Source organism: Peribacillus sp. FW305-BF15 (assembly GCF_058783805.1).
Window position 1 is genome coordinate 122,252 of sequence record NZ_JBYSYV010000003.1, and the last position, 13,173, is coordinate 135,424.

The 13,173-nt window shown below is 41.9% G+C and carries 14 protein-coding genes and 1 pseudogene; all 15 read right to left on the minus strand.

Translation table 11 applies throughout. The features are described 5' to 3' along the window. Positions 1-426, minus strand: a pseudogene (locus AC3WLU_RS03895) (NADH-quinone oxidoreductase subunit C); the annotation flags it as partial. Continuing rightward, the gene (locus tag AC3WLU_RS03900; RefSeq protein WP_170946902.1) at positions 427-903 is read right to left on the minus strand and encodes a NuoB/complex I 20 kDa subunit family protein; all 477 of its coding nucleotides are present in this window, start codon (positions 901-903) and stop codon (positions 427-429) included. It abuts the pseudogene before it with no gap. Between the two features lie 26 nt (positions 904-929). Next, on the minus strand, positions 930-1,304 hold the full coding sequence (locus tag AC3WLU_RS03905) for an NADH-quinone oxidoreductase subunit A (protein ID WP_057278185.1): 375 nt from the start codon (positions 1,302-1,304) through the stop codon (positions 930-932). Between the two features lie 339 nt (positions 1,305-1,643). Beyond that, a complete protein-coding gene (locus AC3WLU_RS03910) occupies positions 1,644-2,045 on the minus strand; it encodes a F0F1 ATP synthase subunit epsilon (protein WP_034315803.1) in 402 nt (133 codons plus the stop codon). Positions 2,046-2,070: 25 nt separating this feature from the next. Next, a complete protein-coding gene (gene atpD / locus AC3WLU_RS03915) occupies positions 2,071-3,468 on the minus strand; it encodes a F0F1 ATP synthase subunit beta (protein ID WP_034315806.1) in 1,398 nt (465 codons plus the stop codon). Positions 3,469-3,556: 88 nt separating this feature from the next. Further along, entirely contained in the window at positions 3,557-4,417 is an 861-nt protein-coding gene (locus tag AC3WLU_RS03920) for a F0F1 ATP synthase subunit gamma (RefSeq protein ID WP_034315808.1), read from the minus strand. Between the two features lie 37 nt (positions 4,418-4,454). Beyond that, positions 4,455-5,963 carry a F0F1 ATP synthase subunit alpha gene (atpA, locus tag AC3WLU_RS03925; RefSeq protein WP_034315812.1) on the minus strand — a complete coding sequence of 503 codons (1,509 nt, stop codon included), beginning with the start codon at positions 5,961-5,963 and terminating at the stop codon, positions 4,455-4,457. Between the two features lie 24 nt (positions 5,964-5,987). Next, on the minus strand, positions 5,988-6,524 hold the full coding sequence (locus tag AC3WLU_RS03930; RefSeq protein WP_034315814.1) for a F0F1 ATP synthase subunit delta: 537 nt from the start codon (positions 6,522-6,524) through the stop codon (positions 5,988-5,990). Beyond that, positions 6,521-7,036, minus strand: a complete 516-nt coding sequence (gene atpF, locus AC3WLU_RS03935) for a F0F1 ATP synthase subunit B (RefSeq protein WP_034315815.1) — start codon at positions 7,034-7,036, stop codon at positions 6,521-6,523. Before atpF ends, AC3WLU_RS03930 begins: the two co-directional genes overlap by 4 nt. 150 nt (positions 7,037-7,186) lie before the next feature. After that, positions 7,187-7,411 (minus strand): F0F1 ATP synthase subunit C, encoded by a 225-nt coding sequence (gene atpE, locus AC3WLU_RS03940; protein WP_034315818.1) that lies wholly within the window; start codon positions 7,409-7,411, stop codon positions 7,187-7,189. A gap of 72 nt (positions 7,412-7,483) precedes the next feature. Then, a complete protein-coding gene (gene atpB, locus AC3WLU_RS03945) occupies positions 7,484-8,200 on the minus strand; it encodes a F0F1 ATP synthase subunit A (protein WP_034315819.1) in 717 nt (238 codons plus the stop codon). A 22-nt stretch (positions 8,201-8,222) separates the two neighbouring features. Continuing rightward, complete coding sequence (locus tag AC3WLU_RS03950) at positions 8,223-8,591, minus strand: ATP synthase subunit I (protein WP_034315821.1); 369 nt, start codon at positions 8,589-8,591, stop codon at positions 8,223-8,225. 286 nt (positions 8,592-8,877) lie between these two features. Further along, positions 8,878-11,106 (minus strand): S8 family serine peptidase, encoded by a 2,229-nt coding sequence (locus AC3WLU_RS03955; RefSeq protein WP_098864407.1) that lies wholly within the window; start codon positions 11,104-11,106, stop codon positions 8,878-8,880. 83 nt (positions 11,107-11,189) lie between these two features. Then, positions 11,190-12,332, minus strand: a complete 1,143-nt coding sequence (wecB, locus tag AC3WLU_RS03960; RefSeq protein ID WP_492596848.1) for a non-hydrolyzing UDP-N-acetylglucosamine 2-epimerase — start codon at positions 12,330-12,332, stop codon at positions 11,190-11,192. A gap of 23 nt (positions 12,333-12,355) precedes the next feature. After that, positions 12,356-12,985 (minus strand): uracil phosphoribosyltransferase, encoded by a 630-nt coding sequence (upp, locus tag AC3WLU_RS03965; RefSeq protein WP_034315825.1) that lies wholly within the window; start codon positions 12,983-12,985, stop codon positions 12,356-12,358. Between the last annotated feature and the right edge of the window lie 188 nt (positions 12,986-13,173).

A 13,173-nucleotide genomic window follows, 5' to 3' on the forward strand; every position in this document is an offset into this window, starting at 1 on the left:
CATTTCGCCTTCCGGCTTTTCTGCCGCTTCTTTCGCCTGTTTTTTGGCCAGCGCGGCTGCCTTTGCCTTGGCCGCTGCCGCCGCCTTTTGTTTCGCTATATCCATTTCACCTTCCGGCTTTTCTGCCGCTTCTTTCGTCTGTTTTTTGGCCAGCGCGGCTGCCTTTGCCTTGGCCGCTGCCGCCGCCTTTTGCTTCGCTATATCCATTTCACCTTCCGGCTTTTCTGCCGCTTCTTTCGCCTGTTTTTTGGCCAGCGCGGCTGCTTTCGCCTTGGCCGCTGCCGCCGCCTTCTGCTTCGCTATATCCATGTCGACTTCCGGCTTTTCTGCCGCTTCTTCTTTCGCCTGTTTTCGGGCCAAAGCTACAGCCTTCGCCCTGGCCGCGGCCTCTGCCTTTTGTTTCGCTAAGTCTTCCTTTTCACTCATCTATATCACCCGCTTTCCGGTTTTCGCCTCATAACGGATTTTTTCTTTTAATTTATTGATTCCGTAAATAAGTGCAGCTGGGTTTGGGGGACAACCCGGTATATACACATCGACAGGTACAATTTGATCTACTCCTTTGACCACTGAGTAAGAGTGAACATAAGGCCCGCCAGCAGTTGCACAGGAGCCCATTGCAATAACCCATTTCGGTTCTGGCATTTGTTCGTATAATCTACTTATTATTGGAGCCATTTTTTTCGTTACCGTTCCTGAAACAATCATGACATCCGATTGTCTGGGGGATGTCCGAAAAAAAGAACCAAATCGGTCCAAATCATAATGAGAGGAGCCGACACCCATCATTTCAATTGCACAACATGCCAAACCGAAAGTCATTGGCCAGAGTGAGTTACTTCTAGCCCAGCCTTTTATTTGTTCAAGTGTGGATAAGAAAATACTGTGGCGCATTTCTTCCATTTCTTTAGGGGTAAGTTCATCCAACTTCAATTCCACTTTAACACCTTCTTTTTCCAAGCATAGATTAGCCCTAGCATAAGGATCACGACAAAAAACAGCATTTCAATCAATGCAAACAGTCCGAGTTCATCATAGGCAACCGCCCATGGGTAAAGAAAAACCGTTTCTACATCAAATATGACGAACATCAATCCAAATAGATAATACCTGACATTGAATTGAACCCTTGAATCCTGAAAAGGTTCGATTCCGCTTTCATAAGTCGTATACTTCATATCTGTCGGTTTATAAGGCCTTAGCAGTCTACCAAGAAATAAAGCGATCACAGGTAATAAAATTCCGAGACAAAGGAAAACAAATACAATTAAATAATTATTTTGGTAAATATGCAGCTGTCCCATGCTCATCTCCCTTTATGGATATATCATGTTAAATGGCTACAATTTAAGTTTGCTTGTCTTCATTTTGGATACGTTATAAATATTATGCAGGGTAACATTCTTTTAGAAGCAACGTGAAAGGAGGGGTATGAAGCAATAAATGTAAGCGTATACATTATAACATTAGGATAAAAGCATGTCGACGAGTTAAGGTTTAAAATGGAAAATACTTTACTCTATAATTCGACATTTTACTCCTAATTCTGATATTCCATGTCAATAATCTTCAAAAACCATCTGGATAAAAAAACACCTGATCTTACCACGAATGGTTTGATCAGGTGTTTTCATCAATTAAAGTTATCGCATTTCTGCAATTTGGATTCGGTTGATTGCACGTTTAAGCGCTAAATCAGCTCTTTTGGCATCATTTGATCCATCATTGTTCTGCAATCTTTGTTCAGCACGGGCTTTTGCTGCTTGAGCACGTGCAAGATCGATAGTTTCAGCTCTTTCAGCAGATTGAGCTAAAATGGTTACCACATCAGGGCGAACTTCTAAGAAGCCACCATTTACAGCTACATAGTCTGTGTTGCTTCCATTTTTAAGACGGACAGCACCAATGGTAAGCGGGGCTACAGTTGGAACGTGTCCAGCCATGATTCCCAGCTCACCGCTTTTAGCTTTAGTGCTTACCATTTCAACTTCTGCATCATATACTGGGCCATCGGGAGTAACAACATTGACTTTAATGGTCTTCATTTCATTCCCTCCTAGGTCCCTTTAATTAAGCCATTTCTTTTGCTTTAGCAACAACTTCTTCGATGCGGCCAACTAGACGGAAAGCATCTTCTGGAAGTTCGTCATATTTTCCAGCTAGGATATCTTTGAATCCTTGGACTGTTTCTTTAACTGGTACATAAGATCCCTTTTGACCAGTGAATTGTTCAGCCACGTGGAAGTTTTGTGACAAGAAGTTTTGAATTCTACGAGCACGTTGAACGATTACTTTTTCGTCTTCGCTTAATTCGTCCATACCTAAGATGGCAATAATATCTTGAAGTTCTTTATATTTCTGTAATGTCGATTGCACTTGACGAGCCACTTTATAGTGCTCAGCCCCAACGATTTCTGGGCTAAGGGCACGAGAAGAAGACGCCAATGGATCAACTGCAGGGTAGATACCCATTTCAGAAAGTTTACGCTCAAGGTTAGTTGTTGCATCCAAGTGAGCGAAAGTTGTAGCTGGAGCCGGATCCGTATAGTCATCGGCAGGTACATAGATCGCTTGAATGGATGTAACTGAACCTTTATTTGTTGAAGTGATACGTTCTTGCAATTGGCCCATTTCAGTAGCAAGAGTTGGTTGGTAACCAACCGCTGAAGGCATACGTCCTAGTAGGGCGGAAACCTCAGAACCTGCTTGTGTGAAACGGAAAATGTTATCGATGAAGAATAGAACGTCTTGTCCTTGTTCGTCACGGAAATATTCAGCCATTGTCAAACCGCTAAGAGCTACACGCATACGTGCACCTGGCGGCTCGTTCATTTGTCCGAATACCATTGCCGTTTTCTTGATAACACCGGAATCAGTCATCTCGTAGAAAAGGTCATTACCTTCACGAGTACGCTCACCTACACCAGCGAATACCGAGATACCGCCGTGCTCTTGTGCGATGTTATTGATAAGTTCTTGGATAAGTACAGTTTTACCAACACCGGCTCCACCGAAGAGACCGATTTTACCACCTTTGATGTAAGGAGCAAGTAAATCTACTACTTTAATACCAGTTTCAAGGATTTCAACTGTTGTTGATAAGTCCTCAAAAGTTGGTGCTTGTCTGTGAATTGGATCACGGCGCACCTCTGCTGTAAGTGGTTCGAATAGGTCAATGTTTTCCCCTAATACGTTGAAAACGCGGCCTAGTGTTACTTCACCTACAGGAACGGAAATTGGAGCTCCTGTATCAACAGTCTCTGCACCACGGGTTAAACCATCAGTGGAAGACATTGCTACAGTACGAACTGTATTATCACCTAGTTGAAGGGCTACTTCAAGAGTTAGTCCTGTACCAGACGCTGTATTTTCGATTCTTAACGCGTTATAGATCTTAGGAAGTTGTCCGTCTTCGAATTTCACGTCAACAACCGGACCCATAACTTGAGTAACGCGTCCTATATTCATCGTTTTCCCTCCTAACGTTGCTTGTAACGACAATCTAGTTTATGGAACGGCCAAGCATCGTCCGGTCCGACCGTCCCTTTAATAATTTTTATTCTAAAGCTGCTGCACCGCCGACAATTTCCGTTATTTCTTGAGTAATTGCGGCCTGACGTGCACGGTTATATTGCAATGAAAGTGAATCAATCAATTCTTTAGCATTATCGGTCGCATTTTTCATTGCAGTCATACGTGCAGAGTGCTCACTTGCTTTACCATCTAGCAAAGCACCATAAATTAAACTTTCTGCGTACTGAGGCAGTAATACCTCAAGGATTTCTTCTGCATTCGGTTCAAATTCATAAGAAGTCATTGCTGCATTGGAAGTATTAAAGTCAGCTAACGGAAGGACTTGCGTTTCCGTTACATCCTGCTGGATTGGGCTGACATAATGGTTATAGTACATGTAAAGCTCATCACACAGTTCATTTAGATACAAATTCACTGTTGATTTTGCAAGGGAGCTAATGTCAGCGAAAGAAGGCTGATCAGGAACTCCAGTTACTTCAAGCTCTACGTGCATGTTACGGCTGACAAAGAAATCACGGCCAACCCTTCCGATTGCGATAATGACGAACTCATCATTGGATTTATGGCGTTCAAGAATGGTTTTATGAACGTGGCGAAGGATACTACTATTGTATGCTCCTGCCAATCCGCGGTCCGATGTGATTACCAGGTAACCGGTTTTCTTAACTGGCCGCGAGACAAGCATTGGATGAGATGCACCCGTACTTCCGTTCGCAATACTTGATACTACTTCTTGAATTTTATCCATATATGGAACATATGCTTTAGCATTAGCTTCAGCACGGTTCATTTTAGAAGCAGATACCATCTGCATCGCTTTTGTAATTTGACTCGTCTTTTTCGTTGAAGTAATCCGAGACTTAATATCGCGTAAAGAGGCCATTCATTCTCACCACCCTTTATAAATTAGTTAGACCTTATTATTCAGAAATAACGAAGTTCTTTTTGAACTCGTTAATTGCAGCAACGATAGCAGCATCTTCAGGAAGACCTTTCGTTGTGCGAATGTGATCTAATAATTCCGGATGAGAACGATCTAGGAATACATAGTATTCTTCTTCAAAACGAAGGATATCCGATACTGGAATATCATCTAAATGACCTTTAGTCAATGCATAGAAAATCATGACTTGTTTTTCAACTTTGATCGGTTTGTTTAGATCTTGTTTTAGAACTTCAACTGTACGAGCACCACGGTTAAGTTTTGCTTGAGTTGCAGCATCAAGATCAGAACCGAATTGAGAGAATGCTTCCAATTCACGATAAGAAGCTAAGTCTAGACGTAAAGTACCAGCAACTTTCTTCATCGCTTTAATTTGTGCAGATCCACCAACACGGGATACGGATAGACCAGCGTTTATCGCAGGACGTACACCCGAGAAGAACAAATCGGATTGCAAGAAGATTTGTCCATCAGTGATGGAAATTACGTTTGTTGGAATGTAAGCAGAGATGTCGCCTGCTTGTGTTTCAACAAATGGAAGCGCAGTGATTGAACCGGCACCTAAAGTGTCATTCAATTTAGCTGCACGCTCAAGTAAACGGGAGTGCAAGTAGAATACATCCCCTGGGAATGCTTCACGACCTGGAGGACGGCGAAGTAGCAAGGAAAGTTCACGGTATGCAGATGCTTGTTTAGAAAGATCATCATAAACCACAAGAACGTGCTTGCCAGCGAACATGAACTCTTCACCCATAGTCACACCAGCATATGGCGCTAGGTATAAAAGTGGTGCTGGTTGAGAAGCTGATGCAGATACAACGATTGTGTAATCCAATGCACCATTTTTACGCAGTGTTTCAACAGTTCCACGAACAGTTGATTCTTTTTGACCGATAGCCACATAGATACAGATCATATCTTGGTCAGCTTGGTTAAGGATTGTATCGATCGCAACTGATGTTTTACCAGTTTGACGGTCACCGATGATTAACTCACGTTGTCCACGTCCGATAGGTACTAGCGCATCGATTGCTTTAATTCCTGTTTGTAATGGTTCATGAACGGATTTACGGTCCATAACACCTGTAGCAGGGCTTTCGATTGGACGAGTTTTTGTTGTAGCGATTGGACCAAGACCATCTAATGGTTGTCCTAACGGATTCACGACACGCCCGATTAATTCTTCTCCAACTGGTACTTCCATGATACGGCCAGTACGGCGTACTTCACTGCCTTCTTGAATGTCTCTGAATGGTCCAAGAATAACAACACCTACGTTATTTTGCTCAAGGTTTTGTGCCAATCCCATTGAACCATTAGAAAATTCTAAGAGCTCCCCAGCCATTGCATTGTCTAAACCATGAACGCGAGCGATACCATCACCAACAGTGATTACTGTACCTACATCGCTTACTTTAATTTCCGACTGATAGTTTTCAATCTGCTTTTTAATCAGCGCACTGATTTCTTCAGCTTTGATGCTCATGAATTTCACCCCTATCTGTGAATATTAACCTAATAGTTGTTTGCTAAGGCGATCAAGCTTCCCACGTATCGTTCCGTCATAAATACGGTTACCGATTTGAAGTTTGATACCGCCAAGAATATTGCTATCCGTAACATTAGTGATACGCAAATTACGTTTGCCGATCTTTGCAGCAAAAGCTGAAGACACAGCCTCCGCTTCAGCTTCAGTTAATGGATTTACTGTATAAACAGTCGCATCCGCAACTGAATTTTCTTCATTCGCAAGTTCAATGAACTCTTGTGCCATAGGAATCACTTCATCTGTACGATGACGCTCCACCATTAACATTACAGTGTTTCGAACGGAAGACGAAAGACTTGCAAATGCATTTGCAAGCATTGTATTTTTTGCATCTCTAGTCATTTTAGGATGAGCCAAGAAGCTTAATAGATCTTTATCATTTGTGAAAACTTCATTCACTATGCGAAGCTCTTCTTCAAGTTGGTTAATGAGATTTTGCTCTTTTGCAATTTGGAAAAGAGCTACAGCATAACGTCCTGCTACAGTTATATCGCTCATTTACCTTCTCCTGCCTCTTGAATATATTCATTGATTAGTTTTTCTTGATCAGCTGATGAAAGTTCTTTCTCAATCACCTTAGAGGCGATCATGACAGATAATGAAGCTACTTGCTCGCGTAAGGCGGCAACTGCTTTTTCTCTCTCTTGAACGATTTCACGTTTTGCTGATTCTTTAACACGTTCAGCCTCTGCACGCGCTTGATTAATAATATCTTCGCGTTGTGCTTCGCCTTGCTGCTTAGCATTCTCTATAAGTTGTCCCGCTTCAGTGCGAGATTGTTTTACGATTTCACGCTGTTCTTCTAAATATTTCAGTGCTTCTTTTCGGCTAACTTCAGCTGCTTCAATTTCATTCGCAACATGCTCTTCACGTTCTTTCATGATGCCCATTAGCGGACCCCATGCAAACTTCTTAAGCAACGCTAACAAAATAATAAAGATTACAAGCTGGTATATGATATCTCCACCATTAAAGTGGACTTGACCAAGAACAAAATTGCTTGTTAACACGCTCGGTTCACTCCCTTCATGAGATTCACTATTGAAGTTCTGTATTTTCGATTGACAGTATCACTGCCATAAATGTTCACTTTAACACAGAGCAATGGCGAAGGGTCTCCTTGGATCATCTTCGCCATTATTGAACTTTTTCAAGTTATCTTATTTACCCATTACAATAAACGCGATAACTACAGCGATGATTGGAAGTGCCTCAACTAATGCAATACCAACGAACATTGTAGTTTGAAGCATACCACGAGCTTCTGGCTGACGAGCCATTCCTTCAATTGTACGCCCAACGATAAGACCGTTACCAATACCCGCACCTAGTGCACCTAATCCAACTGCGATAGCAGCAGCTATAAGACCTAAAGAACCTGTCATGATAAATTTCCTCCTTGAAATGTTGTTTTATTTTTTCATCAATATAATGTTCTAAATGAACAATATTTATAATTAATGGTCGTCACTTACTTTATGGGAAAGATAAACCATCGTTAACATAGTAAAGATAAAAGCTTGAATGGACCCGACAAAGATACTAAACCCTTCCCAAGCTAACATCGGTAATGCAGCAGTGGCTGCACCCACAACACCACTTGTTCCTAGTCCAGCAAGTAAAGTTAATAGTAACTCACCCGCATAAATATTCCCGTAAAGCCGCAATCCTAGAGTTAACGTATTAGCGAACTCCTCAATAATCTTTAACGGAAACAAGAAACCCATTGGCTGAACATAAGTTTTGGCATAATTTTTCATGCCTCTCATCTTGATACCATAATAATGAGTTAAACCCATTACCATAACTGCCAAAGTTAAAGTTATTGCCGGATCAGATGTAGGTGATTTCCACCAAAGTTCATGTCCTATTACAATCGAGAACGGCAACCCTAACATGTTTGAAACAAATACGTACAATATTAACGTCATTCCCAACATTAGGAACTGACCACCCGTACGCCAATCCATATTGCTGTTGATGATATTTTTCACAAAATCCATAACCCATTCGATAAAGTTTTGGATACCTGTTGGCTTCATCGCAAGTTTTCGCGTTGCTGCTACAGCAATAATGAAGACAATGAGACTTGCGATGGTCATCATAAGAACATTAGCCAAGTTGAAATGTATTCCGGTATTCATAAATTCCCACATAGGAGCTTCATGATTCAACAGTATTCACCTCTCTTCTTTACTACCTACGTATGTTTTGCATAAAATAATCTATCATAATGACAAAGTAAACTGTCATTAATCCCACAACCACGCAGACAACCTGAAATTCACCAGGATATCTCAATGCAATAATTGCAGCTAAACCCGCTACAGACATTCTAGTTAAACTACCAAGGGAGCGCGTTTTCTTTCCTTCGGCAACCTCTTGGGCGAACTTCTTGTTCTTTTTGACCATTGACCAGAATATAAATAGGCTGAAGGCAGTTCCAAGCAATAATCCTTGGAAGACTGAATCATGGGAAGTGAAAACCACCCCAAGTAGATAAATACCCATTAAATACAACATGTATTTTAGCTGCCTATTGAACATCTTTTCCAATTCTAGCATTTTGTCATGTAATCTCCCTAGAAATATTGTAGTATCTTGTTTAGCTTAGGAGAATTTGCCCGTAACAAGTCCAAATAGAAGGTCAAAAACTTACTTCTATTTGACACGTTATTAACGTATGAAACCCCTCTCATTTTACATCCTTAGTTAGCATACAATAGGCTAGAATCATTGTCAATGAGTGGTTAGTGAAATTTGTCACAGGTTTGTAATTATTAACGAATTGTTCACAAATTATCTTTTTTCTTCTATTGACATCCGTTTTATTTTACTTATTAGCCTCTGTTCACTCAATAAGTAACGTCTTTTCTATCCGATCTTCCCTTCCGCCCCTTCTTGCAAAGATTATCGCTTTATAAACTCCTTCAGGAGGCAAGTCCTTTTTCAATACATCTTTTTTGATCAAACCGGAAGGAGCCGATCTGGACCAATCCAAATATCCAGCGAATTTCAAGCTATCTTCCTCATAAAGGGCAATACCGAATTCTTCAGCCCCGCGCGGAAGATACATTTCGTATCGATATGTGCCTTCCTGGTCCCCTTGACCAAAATCAAATCCCATTATCCTTGGATAATCAGGCTCTTCTTTTACATATAAATAAGGAAGGGATATTCTTTTGGTTCCTTCCATTATAATGAGGTATCCATCAAAGACTCCCTTTTTAAGCTTGGCTGGGTTGACCTGCAATCCGACTTTTATCCGTTTCTTTTCCTTCGGTTTCAAAGTAAGGGATTTCGGCAATTCCCAAGTGAGTCCCGTCTCTTTTAATGGGACCATGAATGAGTACTTCCTCATTTCCGTACCGGTATTTTCTATGACTATCGTTTCATGATGCTCTTCAATTCCTTCTTTTTTTGTATACATCCCAAAAGACAATGAGCTTGGGTTCAAGAGCGTGTCCGCTTTTAACGCTTCGTCGACCTGGATGCGCCCAGCCCCCTGTTCATATGTGTGATACAATTGATTTGCTGTTTTCCTCAATGGCTTGGAAGTGCTCATCAATGCAGATTTGACTTGATCAGGAGTCCACTCCGGGTGTTTTTGCAGGATTAAGGCGCATGCTCCTGCAACATGCGGTGCGGACATACTTGTTCCATCCAGGGACATATATCCTTTAGGAATGGTGCTTTCAATTTCCACTCCCGGTGCCAATACGTCAGGCTTTATTCCCCATGATACGGTTACCGGTCCCCTGGAACTGAAATCCGCGAGCCTATCCTGCTCGTTCTTATAAACAAATTGAACGGTTTTGCTCTGCCCTTGCTCCATGATTTGCTTGAGCTGCAATCCATCTCTTCTATTAATAGAAGAAGCCGGGATGTTCATTTCTTTTTCCAAGCTTCCAGTAAAGGTCCCGCTCGTATTATTAAAAACAATTACCCCCTTCGCACCCGCCTTTTCTGCATTGGATACTTTCTGCTGGAAGGTAAGTGTGCCACGTTCCAATAACACAATCTTATCCCGAACATTCTTTAGGTCCTTTTTATTACCCAGTCCCCCATATATGACATCCTCGGAAAACGTCAGGTTCCATTTTTTAGAGCCTTGAAACAAGGTTAAATGCGATTGATGCTTTTTTGATCCAAGTCCGTAAATCATATACGGCACCCTTAAGGGCGGAGTCGAAGCCCCAACGGAAATCGCTTTTTCCGCTGTACCGGGTGAACCGACGGTCCATACAGCCGGACCGGAATTCCCGTTTGATGTCACGGCAACAATGCCGCTTTCCACAGCTTTATTCAACGCAAGGGAGATAGGTAAATCAGGACCATTGACGTTATTACCTAGAGAGAGGTTCAATACATCCACCTTATCCTTCATGGCTGACTCAATGGCCGTCAACACTTGATCTGTATCTCCAGAACCGCCTGGCCCCAATGCTCGATATGCGTAAATCTCCGCTTCAGGTGCGACGCCTTTCATTTTTCCATTGGCTGCAATGATGCCCGCCACATGAGTGCCATGCAATGTATCCAGGTCGCCTTGATTTTTGGTTTCCATCGGATCTGCATCACCATCAACCAGATCCTTACCTCCTTTATAAGCTCGTTGCAAATCTGGATGTGTATAATCGATGCCAGTATCGATTATCCCTACCTTTATCCCTTTCCCGGTGATCCGGTGATTCTCCTTATCAAAGAAACCCCTGACCCTGTCTCCTCCTATGTATGGGACACTTTTATCCAACACGGCTTGATAAACGGATACTTCCGTTACTGCCTGAATTCCACCCTCCTTTTTAAGTTGTTCTATTTCATTCATTTTCCCATGAAGGGAAAATCCATCCAGGGCAACCGAATAAACATTCCGTAATTGAAGAGATGGATATTTTTCAAGCAGTTTTTCGATCTTTTTTCGATTAAACGCCTTATCCATCGTGACAACAACCGTTACTTCCTTAGATTCAGATAGTTTTGGTAAAGGCGGCAGAATGACTTTTGCAAAGCCCTTTTCATATTGATAAATAAATATAAAAAGGAAAACAAACACTATGAACGTTTTCTTTCCCAACATAATCATCCCCTTAGCAGTTAGCTTTTCTCAACAACCTTGGAGTATGCAAATAAAAAAAGGAAAAGCGCATGGCTTTTCCTCTTTTATGGTTCAAATCTAGTTGGCGGCATATTCACTTGCTTAAAATAGTAACGGATGGCTTCAGCTATGCGGACCGAAGCATTTCCGTCCCCATATGGATTTGAAGCTTTGGACATTTTTTCGTGCACCTCTTGATCGGTGAGCAATTCATGTGCCAAATCATATATGGTTTGTTCATCAGTACCAGCCAATCTTAAGGTTCCAGCCGCAATCCCCTCAGGACGTTCGGTCGTATCCCTTAAAACCAGGACGGGTACACCAAGTGACGGTGCCTCTTCCTGGATTCCTCCAGAATCAGTCAAAATCAGAAAGGCTCTAGAAGCGAAGTTATGGAAATCCAATACATCCAGCGGTTCGATCAAGTGAACCCGCGGATCGTCCCCGAGAACTTCGTTTGCCAATTCTTTAACAAGCGGATTTAAATGGACAGGATATACCACTTGAACATCATCATGCTCAACAATGATTCTCTTAACGGCCCTGAAAATATTCCTCATGGGTTCCCCTAGATTTTCCCTGCGATGGGCGGTAAGCAAAATGAGCCTGTCTTCTCCAAGTCCATTTAAAACCGGATGGGAATATGTCGACCTTACAGTCGTTTTTAAAGCATCCGTTGCCGTATTTCCCGTCACGAAGATATTATCCTTCTTGTTCTCGTTCAGCAGATTCTCCTCGGCTTTCGAAGTCGGCGCAAAATGCAAATCCGCCATCGTACCCGTAAGCTGTCGATTCATCTCTTCCGGATAGGGGGAATACTTATTCCATGTGCGCAGCCCCGCTTCTACATGCCCAATGACAATTTGATTATAAAAAGCTGCCAGACTGGCAACAAACGTTGTGGTTGTATCACCATGAACGAGAACAATATCTGGTTTAGCTTCCTTCATTACGGAATCAAGACCATTCAATGCTCTTGTTGTAATGTCAGCAAGCGTTTGCCTTTCCTTCATTATGTCCAAGTCATAGTCCGGCTGTATGGAAAATAGTTCGAGAACTTGATCTAACATTTGGCGATGCTGAGCCGTAACAGCAACGATCGGCTTGAAATATTCTGGGTGTTTTTGAAATTCGAGTACTAAGGGAGCCATTTTGACAGCTTCTGGTCTCGTCCCGAAAATGGTCATAACTTTAATCGGTTTGTTCATTCGTGACACCTCAGTTTCTTTCCTTATTTTGTGCCGAATAAACGATCTCCTGCGTCTCCAAGACCCGGAACGATATAACCATGTTCATTCAGTTTTTCGTCAAGACCCGCAATATAGATATCAACATCAGGATGAGCTTCTTTTAAAGCTTCCACACCCTCTGGAGCTGCAATCAAACACATGAATTTAATATTGACTGCACCGCGTTTTTTAATGGAATGGATCGCTTCGATGGCTGATCCGCCAGTGGCTAGCATCGGGTCAACGACAATGCATTCCCTTTCTGCCAAGTCACTTGGCATCTTCGCATAATATTCAACCGGTTTCAATGTTTCAGGATCACGGTAAAGTCCAACATGTCCGACCTTTGCAGCAGGAATCAGCTTAATGATTCCGTCCACCATCCCTATGCCCGCACGTAAAATCGGGACGATTCCCACTTTTTTACCAGAAAGCATTTTCACTTTCGCTGTGCTTACAGGCGTTTGGATTTCCACTTCTTCCAGCGGCATATCTCTCGTGATTTCAAATGCCATCAATGATGCAACTTCATCCACTAGTTCACGGAATTCTTTTGTTCCTGTATTTATATCACGTATATAGGCTAATTTGTGTTGAATTAACGGGTGATCGAAAACATAAACTTTTCCCATTTGGCATCTCTCCAATTCCATTGCTTAGTTTTGCGCTTTTTTATGATTTCCCTAATCGAATAGAAAAATTTTCGTGTCTTTTAAATTTCACTTCAACCTATTTTACAGAAAAATGTTTCAATCTTCAATAAAGGTTTAGTTGTCAGACCTATTTTCACTATTCGGATTCTTCTAACACACCGACTTCC

Bases quoted from the DNA above. Each gene is read 5' to 3' on its own strand.
- AC3WLU_RS03900 (WP_170946902.1), bottom strand. From the start codon at position 903: ATGGAAGAAATGCGCCACAGTATTTTCTTATCCACACTTGAACAAATA.
- AC3WLU_RS03905 (WP_057278185.1), bottom strand. From the start codon at position 1,304: ATGGGACAGCTGCATATTTACCAAAATAATTATTTAATTGTATTTGTT.
- AC3WLU_RS03910 (WP_034315803.1), bottom strand. From the start codon at position 2,045: ATGAAGACCATTAAAGTCAATGTTGTTACTCCCGATGGCCCAGTATAT.
- atpD (WP_034315806.1), bottom strand. From the start codon at position 3,468: ATGAATATAGGACGCGTTACTCAAGTTATGGGTCCGGTTGTTGACGTG.
- AC3WLU_RS03920 (WP_034315808.1), bottom strand. From the start codon at position 4,417: ATGGCCTCTTTACGCGATATTAAGTCTCGGATTACTTCAACGAAAAAG.
- atpA (WP_034315812.1), bottom strand. From the start codon at position 5,963: ATGAGCATCAAAGCTGAAGAAATCAGTGCGCTGATTAAAAAGCAGATT.
- AC3WLU_RS03930 (WP_034315814.1), bottom strand. From the start codon at position 6,524: ATGAGCGATATAACTGTAGCAGGACGTTATGCTGTAGCTCTTTTCCAA.
- atpE (WP_034315818.1), bottom strand. From the start codon at position 7,411: ATGACAGGTTCTTTAGGTCTTATAGCTGCTGCTATCGCAGTTGGATTA.
- AC3WLU_RS03950 (WP_034315821.1), bottom strand. From the start codon at position 8,591: ATGCTAGAATTGGAAAAGATGTTCAATAGGCAGCTAAAATACATGTTG.
- AC3WLU_RS03955 (WP_098864407.1), bottom strand. From the start codon at position 11,106: ATGTTGGGAAAGAAAACGTTCATAGTGTTTGTTTTCCTTTTTATATTT.
- wecB (WP_492596848.1), bottom strand. From the start codon at position 12,332: ATGAACAAACCGATTAAAGTTATGACCATTTTCGGGACGAGACCAGAA.
- upp (WP_034315825.1), bottom strand. From the start codon at position 12,985: ATGGGAAAAGTTTATGTTTTCGATCACCCGTTAATTCAACACAAATTA.